Annotated in this window: 16 protein-coding genes; 6 read left to right on the forward strand and 10 right to left on the reverse strand. The window is 54.9% G+C overall.

The features are described 5' to 3' along the window. Positions 1-2: 2 nt before the first annotated feature. The 3 genes from ACYJL1_RS01530 (at position 3) to ACYJL1_RS01540 (ending at position 3,503) form a co-directional block, all read left to right on the forward strand. A complete protein-coding gene (locus tag ACYJL1_RS01530; protein ID WP_460896707.1) occupies positions 3-1,805 on the forward strand; it encodes an IlvD/Edd family dehydratase in 1,803 nt (600 codons plus the stop codon). A gap of 72 nt (positions 1,806-1,877) precedes the next feature. Then, the gene (locus ACYJL1_RS01535) at positions 1,878-2,630 is read left to right on the forward strand and encodes an SDR family NAD(P)-dependent oxidoreductase (protein ID WP_460896708.1); all 753 of its coding nucleotides are present in this window, start codon (positions 1,878-1,880) and stop codon (positions 2,628-2,630) included. 33 nt (positions 2,631-2,663) lie between these two features. Beyond that, complete coding sequence (locus ACYJL1_RS01540) at positions 2,664-3,503, forward strand: fumarylacetoacetate hydrolase family protein (RefSeq protein WP_460896709.1); 840 nt, start codon at positions 2,664-2,666, stop codon at positions 3,501-3,503. 101 nt (positions 3,504-3,604) lie between these two features. On the opposite strand, the gene ACYJL1_RS01545 is transcribed toward ACYJL1_RS01540, so the two are convergent. Both ACYJL1_RS01545 and ACYJL1_RS01550 read right to left on the reverse strand, forming a co-directional pair. Then, positions 3,605-8,218, reverse strand: a complete 4,614-nt coding sequence (locus tag ACYJL1_RS01545; RefSeq protein WP_460896710.1) for a translocation/assembly module TamB domain-containing protein — start codon at positions 8,216-8,218, stop codon at positions 3,605-3,607. Next, on the reverse strand, positions 8,215-10,143 hold the full coding sequence (locus ACYJL1_RS01550) for an autotransporter assembly complex protein TamA (RefSeq protein ID WP_460896711.1): 1,929 nt from the start codon (positions 10,141-10,143) through the stop codon (positions 8,215-8,217). The genes ACYJL1_RS01545 and ACYJL1_RS01550 overlap by 4 nt, the downstream gene beginning before the upstream one ends. Positions 10,144-10,508: 365 nt before the next feature. Between ACYJL1_RS01550 and ACYJL1_RS01555 the strand changes: the two genes are divergently transcribed. Continuing rightward, positions 10,509-10,745: an Lrp/AsnC ligand binding domain-containing protein gene (locus ACYJL1_RS01555; RefSeq protein WP_460896712.1), complete on the forward strand. Its 237-nt coding sequence runs from the start codon at positions 10,509-10,511 to the stop codon at positions 10,743-10,745. Positions 10,746-10,931: 186 nt separating this feature from the next. After that, positions 10,932-12,785 carry a dihydroxy-acid dehydratase gene (ilvD, locus tag ACYJL1_RS01560; protein WP_460896713.1) on the forward strand — a complete coding sequence of 618 codons (1,854 nt, stop codon included), beginning with the start codon at positions 10,932-10,934 and terminating at the stop codon, positions 12,783-12,785. Positions 12,786-12,986: 201 nt separating this feature from the next. Here ilvD and ACYJL1_RS01565 read toward each other — a convergent pair whose 3' ends face one another. The 8 genes from ACYJL1_RS01565 to aptA are packed head-to-tail and all read right to left on the reverse strand — an operon-like array spanning position 12,987 to position 21,411. Then, positions 12,987-13,976, reverse strand: coding sequence for an ABC transporter substrate-binding protein (locus tag ACYJL1_RS01565; protein ID WP_460896714.1), 990 nt, complete (start codon positions 13,974-13,976; stop codon positions 12,987-12,989). 34 nt (positions 13,977-14,010) lie between these two features. Continuing rightward, the gene (locus ACYJL1_RS01570) at positions 14,011-15,117 is read right to left on the reverse strand and encodes an ABC transporter permease (RefSeq protein WP_460896715.1); all 1,107 of its coding nucleotides are present in this window, start codon (positions 15,115-15,117) and stop codon (positions 14,011-14,013) included. Next, positions 15,114-15,989 carry an ABC transporter permease gene (locus tag ACYJL1_RS01575; RefSeq protein WP_460896716.1) on the reverse strand — a complete coding sequence of 292 codons (876 nt, stop codon included), beginning with the start codon at positions 15,987-15,989 and terminating at the stop codon, positions 15,114-15,116. Before ACYJL1_RS01575 ends, ACYJL1_RS01570 begins: the two co-directional genes overlap by 4 nt. Then, entirely contained in the window at positions 15,986-16,444 is a 459-nt protein-coding gene (locus ACYJL1_RS01580) for a GNAT family N-acetyltransferase (protein WP_460896717.1), read from the reverse strand. The genes ACYJL1_RS01575 and ACYJL1_RS01580 overlap by 4 nt, the downstream gene beginning before the upstream one ends. Before the next feature lie 19 nt (positions 16,445-16,463). Beyond that, a complete protein-coding gene (locus ACYJL1_RS01585) occupies positions 16,464-17,267 on the reverse strand; it encodes an ABC transporter ATP-binding protein (protein ID WP_460896718.1) in 804 nt (267 codons plus the stop codon). Between the two features lie 35 nt (positions 17,268-17,302). Continuing rightward, complete coding sequence (gene hydA, locus ACYJL1_RS01590) at positions 17,303-18,769, reverse strand: dihydropyrimidinase (RefSeq protein WP_460896719.1); 1,467 nt, start codon at positions 18,767-18,769, stop codon at positions 17,303-17,305. A gap of 57 nt (positions 18,770-18,826) precedes the next feature. Further along, on the reverse strand, positions 18,827-20,074 hold the full coding sequence (locus tag ACYJL1_RS01595) for a Zn-dependent hydrolase (RefSeq protein WP_460896720.1): 1,248 nt from the start codon (positions 20,072-20,074) through the stop codon (positions 18,827-18,829). An 11-nt stretch (positions 20,075-20,085) separates the two neighbouring features. Then, positions 20,086-21,411, reverse strand: a complete 1,326-nt coding sequence (aptA, locus tag ACYJL1_RS01600) for an omega-aminotransferase AptA (RefSeq protein WP_460896721.1) — start codon at positions 21,409-21,411, stop codon at positions 20,086-20,088. Between the two features lie 223 nt (positions 21,412-21,634). On the opposite strand from aptA, the gene rutR reads away from it, so the two are divergent. Further along, entirely contained in the window at positions 21,635-22,288 is a 654-nt protein-coding gene (rutR, locus tag ACYJL1_RS01605; RefSeq protein WP_460896722.1) for an HTH-type transcriptional regulator RutR, read from the forward strand. The last annotated feature ends 109 nt before the right edge of the window (positions 22,289-22,397 follow it).

Genomic DNA, 22,397 nt, shown 5'->3' on the forward strand with positions numbered 1-22,397 from the left:
AAATGACCAGCAACAAAGCCCCGAAAAAACTTCGCTCGCAGGAATGGTTCGACAATCCTGACAATCCGGGGATGACAGCGCTTTATCTGGAGCGCTACCTGAATTACGGCCTTACCCGCGGCGAGCTGCAGTCGGGCAAGCCTATTATCGGCATCGCCCAGACCGGCTCGGATATTTCGCCTTGTAATCGCCATCACATTGAACTTGCCAAGCGTGTGCGTGACGGCATCATTGCTGCGGGCGGTATTCCTTTCGAGTTTCCGGTTCATCCGATTCAGGAAACCGGCAAGCGCCCCGGTGCAGCACTCGACCGCAACCTCGCCTATCTCGGGCTTGTAGAAGTTCTGTTCGGTTATCCGCTTGATGGTGTCGTACTCACCATTGGTTGCGACAAGACCACACCGGCTATGCTGATGGGTGCGGCCACGGTGAACATTCCTGCCATCGCCCTGTCAGTCGGGCCAATGCTCAATGGCTGGCATCGCGGCGAGCGCACCGGCTCCGGTACCATTGTCTGGAAGTCACGCGAGAAACTCTCTTCCGGCGAAATCAATTATGACCAGTTCATGGATATCGTCTCGTCGTCGGCGCCATCGGTCGGTTATTGCAATACGATGGGCACTGCCACAACCATGAACTCGCTGGCGGAAGCCCTTGGCATGGAACTGCCGGGCGGCGCTGCTATCCCCGCGCCCTACCGTGAACGCGGGCAGATTGCCTATGACACCGGCAAACGCATTGTCGATATGGTGCGCGAAGATTTGAAGCCTTCGGATGTCATGACACGGGCTGCCTTTGAAAATGCCATCGTCATCAATTCGGCGATTGGCGGCTCTACAAATGCGCCGATCCATCTGAATGCCATTGCGCGCCATCTCAATATTCCTCTGGACAATGATGATTGGCAGGAAATCGGCCATGATGTGCCGCTGTTGGTCAACTTGCAGCCTGCCGGTGAGTATCTGGGTGAAGATTATCACCGTGCGGGCGGCGTGCCTGCCGTTGTTGCCGAGCTGATGAAAGCTGGAAGACTGCCGCACCCTGGTGCTGTTACCGTCAACGGCCAAAGCATCGGCGCAAATTGCGAACATGCGGAAAACCTCAACACTGATGTCATCAAGACCTATGACGCGCCCCTGAAAAAGAAAGCCGGGTTTATCAACCTCAAGGGCAATCTGTTTGACAGCGCCATTATGAAGACCAGCGTTATCTCCGATGAATTCCGGGAGCGTTATCTTTCCAATCCTGATGATCCGGAAGCCTTTGAAGGCATTGCCGAAGTCTTTGAGGGGCCGGAAGACTATCATCACCGGATCGACGATCCGGCGCTTGGTCTCAATGAAAACAGCATTCTTATCATGCGTGGCACTGGCCCAATCGGCTATCCGGGTGCCGCTGAAGTGGTCAATATGCAACCACCAGCCTATCTGCTGAAGAAGGGCATCCATGCGCTGCCTTGTCTTGGCGATGGCCGCCAGTCCGGCACGTCCGGCTCCCCCTCCATTCTTAACGCTTCACCCGAAGCGGCGGTCAATGGCGGCCTTGCTCTCGTTCGCTCCGGCGATCATCTGCGCATCGACCTCAACAAGGGCACTGCAAATATTCTGATCGACGATGAGGAATTGCAAAAGCGCAAAGACGATCTGATTGCTGCCGGCGGCTATAAATATCCGGCAAGCCAGACGCCATGGCAGGAAATCCAGCGCGGCATGGTCGGGCAGCTTGATGAAGGCATGGTTTTGAAACCTGCCGTTGGCTACCAGCGCATTGCTCAGACAAAGGGGCTTCCGCGCGACAATCACTGAAACATTTCCAGCAAAAGTGCGTAGCGGTTTTGCGTCTGGACAATGCGTCAAACTTTTAAAGCGGGAGGAAGCATGGCGAATTCCATACGGCGCTATGAGGGGAGGCACGCGGTTATAACCGGCGGTGCCTCCGGCATAGGTTTCAAAACAGCAGAGCGGATCGTGTCGGAGGGCGGCACGGTCACTCTGTGGGACGTTGATGCAGCAAAGATCGAGGGGGCGACAGCAAAGCTGGGTGCCTCTTCACAGGGAATATCGCTGGACGTTTCCGATCCTGATCAGGTCGAGAAAGCGACACAGGAAACCGTATCGGCCTTCGGCAAGATTGATGTGCTTGTCTGCTCGGCGGGAATAGCCGGACCTAATGCCAAGGTCGCTGACTATCCGATTGATCAATGGAAACACGTCTTTGAAATCAATCTGCACGGATTGTTCTACTGCAATCGCTTTGTCGTGCCGGTTATGCAAAAGAACGGCTATGGCCGGATCGTCAATGTTGCTTCCATTGCAGGCAAGGAGGGCAACCCCAATGCCTCGGCCTATAGCGCATCAAAGGCCGCGGTCATCGGATTGACGAAATCGCTTGGCAAGGAACTTGCCGGTGATGGAATCACCGTCAATGTGATAACGCCAGCAACAGTGGATACGCCGATCCTCCAGCAATTGAAGCCGGAGTTTATCGATTACATGCTTTCGAAGATTCCCATGCAGCGTTTTGGCAAGGTTGACGAGCTTGCATCCCTGATTACGTGGATTGCCAGTGAAGAATGTTCATTCACGACCGGCGCAGTATTCGACATTTCCGGTGGCCGTGCTACATACTAGGCCACTACCCACCAGTGAAGAGAAAGTTGACCAATGAAACTCTTGCGTTATGGCCCGTTCGGCCAGGAAAAACCCGGTCTTGTCGACAAGGACGGCAATGTCCGTGATCTTTCCGGCCATGTGAAGGATATTGCCGGTGAAGCAATTTCACCTGAAGGCTTGAAGAAACTCGCTGCAATCGACCCCGCTTCACTTCCACTTGTTGAAGTAGAACGCTACGGCGCATGTGTTGCCGGAACCGGCAAGTTCATCTGCATCGGCCTGAACTATTCCGACCATGCAGCGGAAACCGGCGCGACCGTGCCGCCGGAGCCAATCATTTTCATGAAGGCAACATCTGCAATCGTTGGCCCGAACGATGATGTTGAAATCCCCCGCACCTCGCTCAAGACAGACTGGGAAGTCGAGCTTGGCGTTGTCATCGGCAAACATGCCAAATATGTCAGCGAAGACGAGGCGATGGACTACGTTGCGGGCTACTGCCTGATCAACGATGTTTCCGAGCGCGCCTTCCAGGCTGAGCGTCAGGGTCAGTGGACCAAGGGTAAGAGCTGCGACACGTTTGGCCCGACAGGCCCTTGGCTTGTAACCAAGGATGAAGTCAAGGACCCACAGGACCTGAAGATGTGGCTGGAAGTCAATGGCCATCGCTACCAGGACGGCACATCGGCGACGATGGTCTATGGCGTGAAATACCTCGTTTCCTACCTGTCGCAATTCATGAGTCTGCATCCGGGCGACATCATTTCGACCGGCACACCTCCGGGCGTTGGCCTTGGCCAGAAGCCGAATGTGTTCCTCAAGGCAGGCGATGTCATTACTCTCGGTATCGAGGGTCTGGGCGAACAGCGCCAGCAGGTTGTACAGGCCTGATTTAACCTGATTGAGGGCGGTGCTTTGCGCCGCCCTTTTCGTAGGTTTTTCCACGCATTGTCCGGACGCAAAACCGCTTCGCACTTTTGCTGGAAATGCTTCTAATAATCTTTTTCGAAGAACAGACCCGCGCCGGAATCGCCATCGCTGCCAACGGAACCCTTGGCTTTCAGATTGGGCGTAATGTCGAGATTGATCGTGCCCTTGGTATTGCCACCAGCGCCCGCCTCAACACCCAGATAGATATTATCCCTGATATAACGCCCGGCACGAACGCCTGCATTGCCCTCGCTGTCGGTAATAACATCAAGGTCATCTAGCCCCGTGCTCTTGCGCAGGCTATCGATCAGCGAAGAATTGGAACCACCGGCAAGTTCAGCAGCGGCAGTTGCCAGACGCGCAATCTGCAGCGGTGTCAATTCGCTGATAGAGCGATTGAAGATCAGGCGCGCCATGACTTCATCCTGCGGCAGTTCCGGCTGCGACGAGAACACAATCTGCAAATCCGACACGCGCCCTTTGACAGTCACATTGACAGCGATGTCGCTGCTTTGCGTAGTGGCGACGAAGTTGATTTCAGGATCAAGATCGCCAACCAGCGTGACCTGACCTTCCGTGAAAGTAATGCGCTGACCAAGAATGCCAAGACGTCCGCGAATGAGGTCAAAACCGCCGACGGGCTGTATATTCGTTGCGGGGCCGGTTAATCGAACGGAGCCGCCAATCTCCGCATCAAGACCTCGACCACGTACGAAAATTTTGTTTGGAGCAGTGACGTTGATATCAAGCCGCACGACACTTGGCCGCGCTGTCGGTGTTGCTACCTCGCGCTGATCAGCCTTGGCGCGCTTGAGTGTTTGCTGGACCTTTTTTGAAGGGTCCTTGTGCTTCACATCAATGACGGCTGCCGGACCGCCAAAGTTTTCCGGAACAGTGATTTCAGCGCGATCAATATTGATATTACCGGCAATGATAGGATCGCGGGTGAGAGGGCCGTTAACACCCAGCGCGCCCGTTACGGTCGCGACAACGAGATTGCCATCCGCGTAGCGTGCCTTGTCGAGCTTGATGTCGATATTGGCCGGGAAGTTTGCAGCCGCATCGGTTGAGATCGTGCCGGTCGCGCTGACGCTACCGCCAGTCGAAAGCCCCGCCGTCAATGTGCGGATTGTGACAGTCGTGCCCTCCATGCTGCCAAGCAGGGTAATCCGCTGCAAGCGCAGATTCGCTTCCGGGTCCATGATTTCAGCGCCATTGGCGGAGAACATGCCACGTATCTGCGGCTGAGCAAAGCTGCCGGTGACATTGGCCGTGACATCAATATTGCCCTTGGCCTGCGTACCGCGATCCGCAAGGAAGCGATTGGCCAGGGAGAGCGGAATATTGCCGGTGACATTGATGCCCAGTCCATTGCCGGACACTGGAACTTCCCCGCTGGCTGATACAGTAAAGCCCTGCGGTCCATCAACCTTTGCAGAGGAAAGCGAGAGGCGCTCATTGGCGAAACGGCCCGCTGCGGTCAACTGCAAGGGGGCAAGTCCGGCTTCCTGCAAGGGCTTGGCAGAAATGCTTGAGCCCTTCAGGTCAAATTCCGCATTCGGCTTCTGCAAAGTGCCCGTGACGCGGCCACGGCCTGAGATGGCACCTGCAAGGTTCTGGTCCTTAACGATGCCATTGAGCGTCGTCAGCGGGAAGCTCTTCAGATCGAGATCAACGCCAAGTTGTCCCTGCGTCAGAGGTACAGAGCCCCGCGCGGAAGCATCCAGTCCATTTGCCCCGGTCAGATGCGCGTCGACATTCAGCTGATCCATCGTCGAGGTGCCTTTGGCATCGAGATTGAGCGCTTCAAGACCTGCCTTTTTCAGCGCTGCTGCCATCACACCACGCGCCTGCATGTCGAAATTGACATCCGGCTTTTCGCGCGTACCACCGATCCTGGCGGTGCCGTTGATTTCTCCGCCGAGGCCAAGATCCGGTTTGATTGTATTGGCAATATCGAGCGGCAGCTTCTGAATTGCGACTGCGAGATCAAGCGTCTGCGCGACTTCGCCACTGACTGTGACTTTGCCATTGCCAATATCAAGAATGATATCGCCGAATGAAACGTCACTGCCGGCAACATTGATCGCTGCGGGCTGCACAAGACGGGCTGCAAGCTTGTCGCGTGTCAGTTCTGCTTTTGCCAGTGACAGGAGATAGCCTTTTTCGGTCGGCTCAAGAGCACCACCAATGGATGTTTTTGCACCGTTTTTCAACGCTGCATCGAGCGTGAAATTGGTAGCCTTACCGCTCTGATCTGCCTGCGCATCAAAATCTGTAATATCGATTCCGGAGGCCGAAACATTTATTGCGCTTACCGTACCATTGGCGGCGGGAACGTTAAAAATGTCCTGCGCCACAAGCGCAATATCTGCTTTGCCCACGGCAACATTGTTGGCCTTCAGACTATCGATCTGTCCTTTGACATCAAGGTTTTGCTTGTCGTCTTCATGCGAAAGCGCAATCGTCGCATCGGCCTTGCCTGTCGCCTCGACGAGGAAGAGCGCCGCAGCGGTTGATATGTCGGACGAAGCCAGCGTCAGATTGCCTTGCAGCAACCCTTTTTTGTCCTGCGTAACATCACCCCGCAGACGTGTTCCGCCTGCAATGAACTGAAGGTTACTGAGGCGTTTTTCATCCTTGCGCACAGCAATTTCCGTAGAAAGATCGGCGCGGATACCATCGAGAAATGCGAGGCCGGAGAGCTTGCCGTCAATATTGTCCTCGACCAATGTTCCATTGAACGAAATATCGCCTTCAGTCAGTTTGCGTCCTGACAATGTGCCCTGCGGCACACCGGCATTGAAGGCAAGCGCAATGATCTTGTCCTGACCCCGTGCACTGCCCTTTACCTTCAGTGCACCACCGGCCTTCTCGGAAAGCAGTGCCAGATCGGTAAGGTCGAAGCCAAAATCAAAATTGGCGGCGCCGCTGGCAAATGTACCATTGGCTGTGACCAGCGTTTGCGGGTTTTCGACCTTGAAGTTCTTGGCACTCAGCCCGTTTTCACCGCGTGCAAGGCCACCGGTGATCCGTGTTTCACCGGCCAGCACTTTGTCGGCTGCATCAATGCCGAGCTTCATGCCGGTGGCATTGCCGTCCAGCATCAGATCAAAGCCGCCGGTCAGCGCTTCAACAAGACCATTGGCCTTCAAATCCAGCGAACCGGCCAGTTCCCGGCCAGCAAGCGCCGAGAAGGGAGAGATACTGGAAGCCTTGACGAGAATATCCCCGCGATAGGCGAATTCGCTGATCGTGCCTGACAGCGAAGCACTCAGTCCGTTGGCGGCGATCAAAGCCTGCGTGAGGTTGACGGGAGTACCCGCCTTCCAGTCGCCATTGACCTTGAGCTGGATCTGGTCGCCAAGTGCTTCGGCAATATCCGCGCGCTTGGCGGTGATGCCGGAAATGTCGCCATTTACGTCATAGGTCAGCGAACGGGCCGCAGGATTATCAATATTTTCAGCCAACCCTTTGGCGACAAGGTTGACCGATTTGGCCGCAAACATTTCCGTCGTCAGGCCGGTGACCTCCAAAGTGCTGGACCAAGAATCATTTGCATTTGTGCCGAAATCAACAGCGAAAATCGCTTTATCGACGGTGGTCTGACCGCCAGCAACGGGCAGGATGACCTTCTTGCCTGTTGGATCGGCAATTGTTGCATCGACTTTCAGCCTACGCAGGAACCCGTCATTTGTCGTTTCGCCTGTGGCGTCGACGAGCAGCGCATTGCTTTTGATGTTAAGGCGATCAAGTGCAAACCCACCGGCATCACGCACCACACCGTTGACCACCAATGCGGTCTCATTGCCGAAGAAGTCTCGGAATATCGGAGGAATAAGCGCGGCAACTTCGCCATCCAGCGTTGTCTTGAAACCAAGCCCGTCCGCCTGACGATCAATCTTGGTATTGCCGGTAAGGACGCGCTTGCCTGCTGCATCAAGGGTCAACTGCAAGGCAAGATCGCTCAATGGGCCAGAGCCCTTCAATGCCATGACCATCGGCGGGCGACCTTCAATATTGAGAAGGTTGGCGAGAATGCCATTTTCCGGCTCATTCAGCGAAAGGTCGAGATCGAGCTGCTGACTGTCATTGGCATAGGCAGCCTTGATCTGGAAATCGCCGCCAGGACCATCCAGACGCTTTATCTGCAAATTGGAATCGAGCGAGCCGCCATCAAGGGTCAGATTTCCCGCAACCGAAATCTCTGATTTCAGGCCAAAAACTGTATCGCCAAAGGCAATGCGGTCGATCTTCAATTCCTGAAGAATAACCGCAAGCGGCAGTTCCGGCAGGCTGAAACCTTTCGCTTCCGGCGAAGGCAAGCCTTCGTCGGGCAGCGGCTTGCGCAAGACATCTATGTTGTCGGCGGCCAGCGTGTTGATATCCAGACGCCCGCGCAGCAATGCGAGGCGGCTCCAGACGATCCGGGCATTAGTGATCTTCAGCCATACACCTTCGCGATCAGCAACCGTGATACTGCCAATATTTGCTTCGGATGAAAGCACGCCCTGAATCTCGGAGATCACAATCTGGCGATTTGGCGTCGATAGCTGGTTTTCAACGAAGCTGAGGAAATATGACTTCTCTGCCTCGGCGCTTGCAGGCGCAGGCGACTGCGCTACGGACGGGCCGACGATAAGGAGCAGAAGAAGGGTTGCGAGAATCCGGATCAAAACGCCTGTCCTATGCCAACGTAGAAAGCAAAACTTGGATCGTCATCGGTCCGGTCAAGCGGAACGGCAACATCAAGCCGGATCGGACCAAGGCCGGTATTGTACCTTATGCCTGCGCCAACACCGAGCCGTAGCTGCTCGGCAAAATCCGGAAAAGATTCTTCCCCGACGTAACCCGCATCGACAAAGCCGACGGCCCCGATCGTCTCGGTGATGCGCATGCGTGCTTCGACGGAGCTTTCGACAAGCGAGCGCCCGCCGATCACATAATCATCGCCATCGCGCCGCACGTTCACACCAATATTGCGATAGGCATAGCCACGGACCGAACCGCCGCCACCGGCAAAGAACAATTGATCCGGCGGCAACTCACCGATTTCAGCGCCAACAATCGACCCGAGCTTCAGACGCCCGGCAAGCACGAAGCGATCATCGGCGCCAAAGCCGTAATAGGTGCGCCCTTCTGCCGTAAACTTGGTGGCGAAGTTGCCATATTCGACTTCATAGAATGGCGACAAGAGCCCTTCAAGATAATAGCCGTTCTTAGGATCAACCTTGCTATCGCGGCTGTCATAGGTCAGCCCGCCAAGTACACCCACTGTCAGAAAATCACGGCTTCCAAAGAAATCATCGTCAAATTTCGACTTGGAGACACTCGCCGTCAATTTGCCGGAGAGCTCATCCGAGAAGATATGAGTCAAGCCAGCTTCAGCAGTGACAGACGTCTGCGTATAGGCATCCAGAACCTTGCGCTCGCCGATCAACGAGGAAATGAAATCCGTGTCGGGCGTCCAAACGCCAGGTTTGGTGAAGCTGACACCCAGAAGGTAGTTGTAGTCTTGCGGATCGTAGGACTGCCCCCCAATGCCGCCGATTTTGGCATCAAAGCGCAAGCGCTCGGCGCGACCAAAAAGATTGCGGTGCTGCCAATAGGTTTCAAAACCGGCGCCGTCCAGTGTCGAATAACTGCCGCCAACACCGAAGCGCCGCAGTTTCTGCTCCTGCACGGCAACAGTGATCGGCAAAAGCCCATCGCTTGTAATCGCGTCGGCCTCTTCGATCCGGGCCGAACGGAAGACCTCCAGCCGTGACAGGCGCTTTTTGGCGCGCTCTATCTCGTCAGGATCATACTCGCGCCCGGGCTCCAGACCTGTGATGAAGGCGACAAATTCAGGGTCCATACGCTCGGCGCCGGTAACCTGCGTCTGTCCGAACGAGGCCCGCCTGCCCGGATCAACGTCGATAATCGCCTCGACCTTACTGTTGTCATGATCGGCGGTAACGTCGCGCGAAATGATCTTCGCCTTTGGATGGCCCTGCTCGCGCCATGCATCGACGGCAAGACGCTCCGCCTTCACAATAGCGGTGGACCGGGCGATATCGCCAACCGCAAATCCCTGTTCTTCAGGCAGATCGACAATATCTTTCTTGTCAATCGGCGGTGGGGCTACATTCTTGATACGTGCAGTGGCGAAAAGAAACTGCGGTCCCGGGTCCACCGAAATTGATACAGTCGCGGGATCGGGCAAAACCGTATCCGGGGGAAGATCGCTCGCCTCACGGCCATCCACTTTGATGCTTATATTTCCGCCGTACCGACCGTCAGCATAAAGCGCACCAAGAATGCGGCGATAGTCGCCTCTTGCTTTGGCAAGCAGTCCGGCAGCACCCGAAGCAGGCTTATCCTTGTCAGCGACAAGGCTGGACGCACCCTCGACGAGCTTTTTGGCCTCTTCGTTTTCTTCGTTGGCGATCTCTACAGTATATTTCTGAGGATCAGCAATGACAGAATCCGCATCATCTTCTTTTTTCTCACCCCACAGGTGAATACCGAAGATTTCGAACGCGTGCGCGGGCGATACAAGGGCTGAGCAAGCCAGCAAGGCGGCGGCAAACAAACTGGCCTGTGGGCGCTTGAAGTCCATCAACCAGTACAATCCTCAACTCAAACAAAACGACACAAACAAACAGGAGTGATGACTCCATATCCTGCAATCGTTAAAATTCATCTCTTTAGCTTAAGAAAAAGATAACATGGCGGGTGATTCAGGCCAAGCCGCAAAGGCACGCGGCAACTTCTGCGAGTTGCATGTTGTGGCCATATCGCCACAAAACTGACGGTTTGCCAAGATTGTCCCGGCAGTCACTTTTTATTGGCAACTGTATTGTTTGTAGTCGACAATGTTTTCCGTATGGCGATCCGAAGGACCCGCGTGAAAACCTGTGATTGCGCTATCCCTGCAAGCCAAATAGGTTATGAAGAACCAATCAGTTCTTCCGGAGCGTATGAATGAAACCCGTATTCCTGCAGTTGCAATGCTTTCCCAGCAAAACCTATGAAGTTGCAGCTGCTCTTTTCGAGCGCGAGATCGTTTCTGAACTCTATTCGACAAGCGGCGATTATGATCTGCTGGCGAAGATTTACATTCCCGAAGATCAGGATGTCGGCAAGTTCATCAATGATAATGTCCTCGACATTCAGGGTATTGCGCGCTCGCTCACGACTATGACCTTCACGGCATTTTGAGCATCCAAAAGCGATTATAGCCTGACAACCGAGACATTAAGTCTCGTTTCATGCGATAATGATGTCACCTATGTAATGTTTGCAATAAAAGCACCGCATTCGGGTAACAAAATTCCATTCTTTGCCATAGAGCCTGTTTTTCTATAGATTGGTTCTTTTGCAATTCACTATCAGGATCATTTGAAAATGCCGCCCTATCGTTCACGTACAACCACACATGGCCGCAATATGGCCGGTGCCCGCGGCCTCTGGCGCGCAACCGGTATGAAGGACGAAGATTTCGGCAAGCCAATTATTGCCGTAGTGAACTCCTTCACGCAATTTGTGCCCGGACACGTGCATCTGAAAGATCTTGGCCAGCTGGTGGCGCGCGAAATCGAAAGCGCGGGCGGTGTTGCCAAGGAATTTAACACGATTGCTGTCGATGACGGTATCGCCATGGGGCATGACGGCATGCTTTATTCGCTGCCATCACGCGAGATCATAGCGGACAGCGTTGAATATATGGTCAACGCCCATTGCGCCGACGCCATGGTCTGCATCTCCAATTGCGACAAGATCACACCCGGCATGCTGATGGCAGCATTGCGGCTGAACATTCCTGTTGTTTTTGTTTCTGGCGGTCCGATGGAAGCCGGCAAGGTAACCTGGGATGACAAGGAAAAGAAACTCGACCTCGTCGATGCCATGGTGGCCGCTGCCGATGACAGCATTTCCGACGCAGAAGTAACGGCTATCGAGCGCTCCGCCTGCCCAACCTGCGGTTCATGCTCGGGCATGTTCACCGCCAATTCGATGAACTGCCTGACCGAAGCGCTGGGCCTGTCCCTGCCGGGCAATGGCTCAACGCTGGCCACCCACGCGGATCGTCGCCGCCTGTTTGTGGAAGCCGGGCACCTCATTGTTGATCTGGCCCGCCGCTACTACGAACAGGATGATGAAACAGCGCTGCCACGCTCCATCGCGTCTTTTGCGGCGTTTGAAAATGCCATGACGCTTGATATTGCCATGGGCGGTTCGACCAATACGGTGCTGCATCTGCTTGCTGCGGCGCATGAGGGCGAAGTCGATTTCACCATGAGCGATATTGACCGGCTGTCGCGCCGCGTGCCCGTTCTTTGCAAGGTGGCCCCTGCGGTTGCCAATGTGCATATGGAAGACGTGCATCATGCGGGTGGTGTTATGGGCATTCTTGGCGAGCTTGATCGTGCGGGCTTGCTTGATACCTCGGTTTACTCCGTGCACGCGGCCAATCTTGGCGCGGCGCTTGATCGCTGGGATGTGATGCGCAGCAAGAACCAGTCCGTGCATGATTTCTTCAAGGCGGCACCGGGAGGCGTTCCCACTCAAGTTGCATTCAGTCAGGAACGCCGCTTTGCCGATGTTGATCTGGACCGCGAAACCGGCGTTATTCGCAACGCGGAACATGCCTATTCCAAAGATGGCGGTTTGGCGGTGCTTTACGGCAATCTTGCCGAAGATGGCTGTATCGTTAAAACGGCGGGCGTCGATGAATCGATCCTGAAGTTCTCCGGTCCTGCGCGCATTTTTGAAAGTCAGGACACGGCTGTTCTTGGCATTCTGAATGGCGGCGTCAAGCCGGGCGACATCGTACTGATCCGCTATGAAGGACCGCGTGGCGGCCCCGGCATGCAGGAAATGCTTTACCCAACGAGCTATCTGAAATCCAAAGGGCTTGGCAAGGCTTGCGCGCTGATCACCGATGGTCGGTTCTCGGGTGGGTCGTCAGGCCTTTCCATTGGTCACGTATCTCCAGAAGCGGCTGAGGGCGGGTTGATCGGTCTGGTGCAGGAAGGCGATGTCATCGATATCGACATTCCCAACCGCAAAATTCATCTTGCTGTTGACGATGCGGTCATTGCCGATCGCCGCGCGCATATGGAAGCCAAAGGCACAGCCGCCTGGAAGCCTGAGGAAAAGCGCAAGCGTAAGGTCACGACCGCACTGCGCGCCTATGGCGCAATGGCAACCAGCGCAGCGCGCGGTGCTGTGAGACAGATTCCCGATCATTGGGAGTGAAGGTGAAGCGCCACGACGTTATTATCTCTCCCCTTGCGGGAGAGAACGTGATTTCAGCATCTTAGCTCTTGCTAAGTGCTAGAAATCACAAGAGAGGGGATTTCTAACTAATTGCCCCCTCTCTTGGCTTTTCTAAGGATTTAGCCAAGAAGCTAAATCCAAGAAAACCCTTTCTCCCCCACAAGGGGGGAGATAAGAGCTTTACTTCACCGCATCCATAACCTTTGTTGTCCAGGCGCCTTCCGGCTTCTTGGTGATTACCGGATCGGAACCACCGCCAAGCAGGGTTTCGACCGTGCGCTCGGCTGCCGCCACATCCAGCACGCCGTCTGAACCTTCCGTCAGCTTGTTGATTTCAGCCACCATGCGTTTCTGGTGCTTCTCGGTCTGGGCGCCGCTGGCGTCATTCTCCAGAACAATCTCGGCAGCTTCATCGGGATTGGCACGGGCATATTCCCAGCCCTTCATCGAAGCCTTGACGAAGCGGGCCAGCTTCTCGACCATTGCCGGATCGTCGAGACTCTTCTGAAGTACGTAAAGACCGTCCTCCAAAGTTGCCACCTTCTCATCTTCATATTTGAAGGTAACGAGCTGGTCTTCCGGAATGCCAGCATCAATGACCTGCCAATATTCATTATAGGTCATGGTGGAAATGCAGTCCGCCTGCTTCTGGATCAGCGGGTCAACATTGAAGCCCTGCTTAAGCACTGTGACGCCCTCCGGCCCGCCATCAGTTTTGAGGCCGAGATGGTTCATCCATGACAGGAACGGATATTCATTGCCGCCGAACCAGACACCGAGCGTCTTGCCCTTAAAATCTTCCGGCTTGGTAATGCCTGTTTCCTTGCGGCAGGTCAGCATCATGCCGGAGCGTTTGAAAGGCTGGGCAATATTGACGAGCGGAAGACCCTTTTCACGCGTGGCAAGCGCTGAAGGCATCCAATCGACAACAACATCGGCACCACCGCCCGCAATGACTTGCGGCGGCGCAACATCCGGGCCGCCCGGCTTGATCTCGACATCAAGATTGGCCTCTTCATAAAAGCCTTTATCCTTGGCGACATAATAGCCGGCAAACTGTCCCTGCGTGACCCATTTGAGCTGGAGAGTAAGCTTGTCCGCAGCCAGTGCTGAACCAGCCATCAAGGTGCTGATGGCGAGCCCCAACGAGAGTGCAATGGTCTTCTTCATGTTTTAGTTCTCCTCTGTTTTTATTTTTTAGTTTTTAGGTTCGGTAAGAAGGATGCCAGAAGGTAACAGCACGTTCAACAAGGGTGATCAGCCCATAGGAAAGCGATCCAGCCAAGGCGGCGACGAATATTTCCGCCCAGACCATATCGACATTCATGCGGCCAACTTCGGCAGATATGCGAAAGCCCATGCCAACAATGGGGGAGCCAAAAAACTCGGCAACAATCGCGCCGATCAACGCCAGTGTCGAATTGATTTTCAGCGCATTGAAGATGAACGGCATTGCCGCAGGCAGACGCAGCTTGAGCAGCGCTTGCCCATAGCTCGAACCATAGGTACGCATCAGATCCCGTTCCATTGCGCCCGACGCGGCAAGCCCGGCAACTGTATTCACCAGCATGGGGAAAAACGTCATGATAACCACAACTGCCGCTTTCGATTGCCAGTAGGAGCCGAACCACATGACCATGATCGGCGCAATGCCGACGACAGGCAGCGCGGCGACCAGATTGCCAATCGGCAAAAGCCCCTTGCGGAGAAACGGCACCCGATCCACGACAATGGCGGCGAGGAAACCCGACCCGCAGCCCATGACATAACCGGCAATGGCGGCCTTCAGATAGGTTTGCTGGAAGTCGGCCCAGAGCGTCGGCACCGAACCTGCTATACGCGCGGCAATCATTGATGGCGGCGGCAGAAGGATTGCAGGAACGCCGAAACCGCGCACCACCACCTCCCAAAGGATAAGCAGCCACGCGCCGAACAGGACCGGCAATGCCAGATTGATCAAACGCTGAGCATTCGGCGACGAGACACGCAAGCTGGCCAATCGCTGGACCGTCAGCCAAGCCAGCAGCCAGGCCGACACAACCATGCACCAGTAACCGAGCAGCGCCCCTGCTGGGCCCATGGAGCCGAGGAGCGATATCAGACACCAGGCGGTGACATGTATCAAAATGAGCAGTGCAATAGTGGAGGAGACCGAGGCCGACGCAAATAGAGCCAGAGCAGCGGCGACAAAGAGGACTACCGGTGTTGCATAAGACAATGTGCTTTGAACATCGGCGCCCGTTGAAAGTACAAGCGAAGCCGCGGACAGGACAAAGGCACCTATGGCCAAGGGCGAGCGGGAAATGTTCATGACCGCACTCCCATACGCCGGTTAACCAGCGTCGACATGACCCCGATGAGGCTGACAAGAATAGCGGCCATAAGCGCCGCCGCTATAAGGGCGGCCCATATCTGCACGGTCTGACCATAATAGGAACCGGCCAGAAGACGTGCGCCAATGCCCGCCACCGCGCCGGTGGGCAATTCACCAACAATGGCACCGACCAAACTGATGGCAACGGCAATCTTCATGGATGTAAAAAGATAAGGCATGGAGGCCGGCCAGCGCAACTTCCAGAATATTTGGGCTTTTGACGCATTATAGGTGCGCATCAGATCAAGATGCATGATTTCCGGCGAGCGCAGACCTTTGACCATGCCGACAGCCACGGGGAAGAATGACAGATAGGTCGAGATCATCGCCTTGGGCAAAAGCCCGGTAATATTTACCGCGTTGAGGACAACGATAATCATCGGAGCAATGGCAAGGATCGGCACGGTTTGCGAGGTGATGATCCATGGCATCAGGCTCTTATCCAGCGTGCGCGAATGCACAATGGCGATCGCCAGAAGAATGCCCAGCAATGTGCCGAATGCAAAGCCGAGCAGCGTGGAGGATAAAGTGACACCGCCATGATAGATCAGGCTGCGCTTCGAGGTGGGCGCAATATTAAAAACGGTCTTGTGGATTTCCGCTGCCACTTGGTGCGGAGCGGGCAAAACTGGCCGCTCCTGAGCCATAGTATTGGCAATCAACTGGCTCGTGGAAATGGTGGTGTTGGCGCGTGCGGCCTGATCGCGCTCGAATGGCGCATTCAAGAATATTGCAAACCCGTACCAAAGTACCAGAATGGCAAGAAGTACTGTACTTACCGGGATAACGCTGTTCCGAATAAAGTTCATAGCGTTGCACCCACATCAACGGGTTCCAGACGATAAAGAATATCCGGCAGACTCTCTTCATTGTCGCCATCCGTTCGCCTGATCTCGCTAAATCCTTCGCGTTTGTAGAATGCCTGCGCCTCGTGATTTGCCACGAAGGTCCACAGCTCGATGAGCCCTGAAGCCTCCATTCTCGCACGATCCAGCAACGCTTTGCCTACTCCCTTTTTGCGGTGCTCCTCGTGCACATAAAGGGCGCTGACAAAATTGTCCGGAGCAAGCGCAATCAGGCCAACGATCTGCTCGTCTTGTTCTGCAACGAAAACCTGTTGCTGAATAAAAACAATCTCCCTGTAGAAATCCGCGACTTCCTGTCTGGAATGAATGCGCGGCATCCACTCAACCTTGTCGATCCAGCTATTAATGATATCAGCAGACTCATTCATGTCACGCAAAAGGGCGGGGCGTATGATCATTTTGCGGCACCCCCTATTTTCATAGATGCGCCTCGTCATAGGAATGGCCGTGCCGCAAGCCTTCCCGCACACGGTGTGCAATTTCCAGAAATTCCGGCGTTTCACGAATATCGAGCGTACGCTCGGAGCCAAGATTACAATCGATAATCTCATGGATACGACCCGGCCGCGGGCTCATCACAACGATCTTGGTTGAGAGAAAAACCGCTTCTGGGATGGAGTGCGTTACAAAGATGACAGTCTTTTGTGTCTTGGCCCAAAGCTTCAACAATTGCTCGTTGAGGTGATCGCGCACAATCTCATCCAACGCGCCGAATGGCTCATCCATCAACAACATATCCGGATCAAAGGACAGAGCGCGGGCAATGGATGCGCGCTGCTGCATACCGCCCGATAATTGCCACGGAAACTTCTTGTCGAAGCCGGCAAGATTGACCAGTTCCAGATTTTTGGCGATGCGCGCCTTGCGCTCTTCCTTGGATATGCCCATTACTTCCAGCGGCAGGGAAATATTACCGCCAATGGTGCGCCAGGGATAAAGTGCGGCAGCCTGAAAAACATAACCATAGGCGCGCTTCTGACGCGCTTGCGAAGGCGTCATGCCATTGACCGATATTGTGCCTGATGTTGGCTGTTCCAGATCGGCAATCACGCGCAGCAGGGTTGTCTTGCCGCAACCGGAAGGGCCGATGAAGGAAACGAATTCGCCGCTGTTCACCGCAAGATCGATGTTCGACAAGGCGTTGACGGGGCCGTCATTGGTCTGGAAGACTAACGACAGGTCCTTGACGTCAATTACATTTTTTGGCGCCGCATCAGCCATTATCTTCGCCTTGGGTCGGAGCGCGACGACTGTCATCAGACGCCTGCCGGAATGTTCTTCGGATCGCGCTCCACTCTACGCGGTGCGGTCAATTCCTTCCAAGTGGAAAGTGCGCGGCTGGCAGAGGGGTTGGCTTCACGCTCTACAAAGCGACCACTGCCGGTTGGCGCAAGCACTTCGCCATCCTTATAGGCAATCTCTCCGCGCGAAATGGTGATGCGTGGCAGGCCAGTCACCTCTATGCCTTCAAAGACATTATAGTCGATAGCCGATTTCTGCGACTTTGCCGAAATGACCTTGGTGGCATTCGGGTCCCAGATGACAATATCCGCATCAGAGCCCGGCAATATGGCACCCTTGCGCGGATAGATATTGAGAATTTGCGCAATATTGGTCGAAGTCGCGGCAACAAACTCATTTGGCGTCAGGCGGCCGGTGCGCACGCCTTTGGTCCACAGAACGGGCATACGGTCTTCAAGGCCGCCCGTACCATTTGGGATCTTGGTGAAATCCCCAACGCCAAAACGCTTCTGCTCGGTGGTAAAGGCGCAATGGTCCGTCGCCACAACCTGAAGACTGCCCGATGCCAGACCGGCCCACAATCCGTTCTGGTTGATCTTGTCTCGGAATGGCGGCGACATGACCCGGCGCGCGGCGTAGTCCCAGTCCTCATTTTTATATTCGCTCTCATCCAAAACAAGGTGCTGGATCAGCGGTTCGCCATAGACACGCATGCCCTTGGCGCGCGCGCGGCGGATCGCTTCATGGGACTGTTCGCAAGAGACATGCACGATATAAAGCGGCACGCCCGCCTGATCGGCGATCATGATGGCGCGATTAGCCGCCTCACCTTCGATTTCGGGCGGGCGTGAATAGCCATGAGCCTCCGGCCCTGTATTGCCTTCGGCGAGGAGCTTTTGCTGAAGATGGGCAACCACATCGCCATTCTCCGCATGGACGAGCGGCATGGCACCGATTTCGGCGCAGCGCAGGAAGGAGGCGAACATTTCATCGTCATCCACCATCAACGCGCCCTTATAGGCCATAAAGTGCTTGAACGTGTTGATGCCGCGTTCGACAACCTTGGGCATTTCGTCGAAAACCTGTTTGTTCCAGCCCGTTATCGCCATGTGGAAGGAATAGTCGGTTCGCGCCTTGCCAGCCTTTTGGAACCAGTCCTGTAGGGCCGCAAGCAATCCGTCTTCGCCGGGGAGAACGAAGTCGACAACCATCGTTGTCCCACCAGCTAAAGCAGCAGCGGTGCCGGTGTCAAAATCATCGCTGGAATGGGTGCCCATGAAAGGCATTTCAAGATGGGTATGCGGATCGATACCGCCGGGCATGAGAAAGCAACCGGTCGCGTCAATAATTTCGCAATTGGCATCCGGGGCGGAAAGTTCGGTGCCGATGGCAGCGATGGTTTCGCCCTCAATCAGTACATCCGCCTTATAGGTGCGGTCGGCGGCAATAATTGTTCCGCCTTTGATCAGTTTCGCAAGCATTGTGTTCGTTCCCCTTTTTGGTCTTTTGCCGAACATGCTGCATATCTGGTTGCTAGATCAGGCTTGAATCTCCGCCGTCTCCAGAACCGCATGCAACAGAACGTCAGTACCGGCAGCAGCCCATTCCTTTGAAATCTCTTCATCCTCATTGTGGCTGAGGCCATCCACGCAAGGACACATCACCATCGCCGTCGGCGCAACACGGTTGATCCAGCAGGCATCATGCCCGGCGCCGGAAACAATATTGCGGTGAGTGTAGCCGAGGCGCTCCGCAGCGTTGCGCACAGCAGTGACGCAACCTTCATCGAAGGTAACAGGATCAAAATGCCCTGCCTCTTCAATCTCAATACCGAGACCAAGCGCCTTGGCAATCTCAGGTGCCTTCGCTTCGATTTCGGTCTTCATTGCGTTAAGCGTCGAAAGGTCCGGCGAGCGAATATCGACCGTGAATACGACTTTGCCTGGAATGACATTGCGGGAATTGGGATAAACATCAACATGGCCGATTGCCCCTACCGCATTTGGCTGATGTGCCATAGCGACGGCGTGAACCAGTTCGGTAATGCGTGCCATGCCAAGACCCGCATTCTTGCGCATTGGCATTGGCGTTGAGCCTGTGTGGCTCTCCTTACCCGTCAATGTTATTTGCAACCACCACAGGCCCTGACCGTGAGTGACGACGCCAATATCCTTACCTTCAGCTTCCAGAATTGGCCCTTGCTCAATATGCAGCTCGAACAGCGCATGCAACTTGCGGGTGCCGACTTTCTCCTCGCCTTTCCAGCCAATGCGTTCCAGTTCGTCACCGAACTTTTTGCCCTTCGCGTCTTCGCGATCATAGGCCCACTGCTCATCATGGATACCGGCGAATACACCGGAAGCCAGCATAGCCGGAGCAAAGCGCGTGCCTTCCTCATTGGTCCAGTTGACGACAACAATAGGGTGTTTCGTCTTTATGTTGAGATCATTGAGTGTGCGGATCAGTTCCAGTCCGCCGAGCACACCCAATACGCCATCATATTTTCCGCCTGTCGGCTGTGTATCGAGATGGCTGCCGACATAGACCGGCAGCGCGTCCGGGTCGGTTCCTTCACGCGTGAAGAACATGTTGCCCATAGTATCGACGCCCATGCTCATACCGGCTTTTTCGCACCAGGACTGGAACAGGCGGCGCCCTTCGCCATCTTCGTCGGTCAGGGTCTGGCGATTATTACCGCCGCGCAGACCCGGGCCAATCTTGGCCATTTCCATCAGGCTGTCCCAGAGCCGGTCGCTATTGATCCGAAGATTTCCTGTCAGCGACATTTATCTGCTCCCTATGCCAGGTTCTTCAACACATCGGCGAGCGTATCGAACAGATGATCGATCTGGCCCTTGCTGATCGTCAAAGGCGGCGAGAGCGCAATGATGTCGCCGGTCGTGCGGATCAGCACGCCCTTCTCATAGGCATCCAGGAAGGCCTGGAATGCGCGCTTGGTCGGTGCACCTTCAATTGGCTGGAGTTCGATGGCACCGATTAATCCGAGATTGCGGATGTCGATGACATTTGGCAGTCCCTTCAGCGCGTGCAGAGCATTTTCCCAATAATCTGAAAGTTCCGAAGCGCGGGTCAGCAAGCCCTCTTCCTCATAGGTGTCGAGCGTTGCGAGAGCCGCAGCGCAGGCAACCGGATGGCCGGAATAGGTGTAGCCGTGGAAAAGCTCGATCAGATTTTCGGGGCCATTCATGAAGGCCTGATAAATATCCGAAGAGGCAAACACAGCTCCCATCGGAATGACACCGCTGGTGATGCCCTTGGCTGTTGTCACCAAATCCGGCACCACACCGAAATAATCGACCGCGAACGGCGCACCGAGACGGCCAAAGCCGGTGATCACTTCATCGAAAATCAGCAGAATGTCATGCTTGGTGCAAATCTCGCGCAAGCGCTTGAGATAGCCCTTTGGCGGAATGAGAACGCCCGTTGAACCCGCTACCGGCTCCACGATAACAGCTGCAATGTTTGACGCATCGTGCAGGGCAATGACCTTTTCCAGATCATCAGCAAACTCAACGCCATACTCCGGCTCGCCGCGTGTATAGGCATTGCGTGCCAGATCATGCGTATGGCGGATATGGTCGATGCCGCTCAATGCATTCCCGAATGTCTTGCGGTTACCGGAAATGCCGCCGACGGAAATGCCGCCAAAGCCGACACCATGATATCCGCGCTCGCGGCCAATCAGCTTGACCTTGGTGCCATTGCCTTTGGCACGATGATAGGCGAGCGCAATCTTCAGCGCTGTATCGACCGATTCAGAACCGGAATTGGTGAAGAACACATGGTCGAGCGGCGATGGCAGCATGGCGGCCAGACGCGCAGCCAGCTCAAATGCCTTGGGATGTCCCATCTGGAAAGCAGGCGCGTAATCCAGCTCAGCCACCTGCTTTTGAACAGCTTCAACGATCTTGGGGCGACCGTGGCCCGCATTGCAGCACCAGAGACCAGCAGTCCCATCCAGGATTTCGCGGCCATCTTGAGACTTGTAGTGCATGTCTTTCGCACTGACGAGGAGGCGGGGATTTTGCTTGAACTGCCGGTTTGCCGTGAAAGGCATCCAGAACGCATCAATGTTGTTTGTCCCCAGTGCCGCTTTAGACATGTGACGAAGCCTCCTGATTGCGGATATTACCGCTTGTTTTGTGTTCCCGAATGATTGAACCTTTGGGTGGATTCAAAAACCAATTGCCAAAAACTTGACTAGTTGGTCAAAATGCAGGCTAGAAGAGCATAGTTAGACGGTCAAGCGCTTTATAGGCATTTCAACCCGTTGCCGGGACAAGCGGAATTGCCATTTTGTCGCGGGTGGGTGGAGTAATTGGCAGATGGCGAAAGCTGCGAAGCAGAAGACGAATGGTGCCCCGGAGAAAACGACCCGTATTCAGGAAATAAACCGTCGTCTGATCCTCGATGCGGCGCTCGATGCTTTTTCCACCTACGGGTTTCGCGGCACGACAATTGACCAGATTGCCGACAAGGCCGGCATGTCAAAGCCCAACCTGCTTTATTACTTTCCACGCAAGCAGAATATTTATGTAACGCTGCTCGAGGAAACGCTGGCAGAGTGGCTTGCGCCTCTTGCCGATATCGATCCGGAGGGCGACCCGATCGAGCAACTGCGTAAATACATAACGCTTAAAATCAAAATGTCCGAAAGCCACCCGGAAGCGTCCCGTCTGTTTGCCAACGAAGTGCTGCACGGCGCACCGGCGATCAGCGACTTTCTGGCCAAACATTTGAAACCGCTGGTCGACGAGAAAGCTGTTGTCATCCGGCGCTGGGTGGGCGAAGGCAAACTTGCTCCGGTTGACCCCTATCATCTTATTTTCATGATCTGGGCAACCACGCAGCATTATGCGGATTTTGACGTGCAGGTCCGCGCCATTATGGGCAGTCAGGTTGGCCGCCCGGGCTTTCGCGAGCAGACGGCACAGGCTGTGCTGAGCATTATTCTCAATGGGATCAGACCGCGCGATTGATATAGATAATGCCGCGTTCGATTGCATTGCTCTCCTGCGTGGTTCGACAAGCTCACCATGAGGGGAGTTGCAAGTGGCAGGGACAGATTGAGACGAAGCAGACGGTCTC

It is taken from the genome of Phyllobacterium sp. K27, from assembly GCF_054796155.1.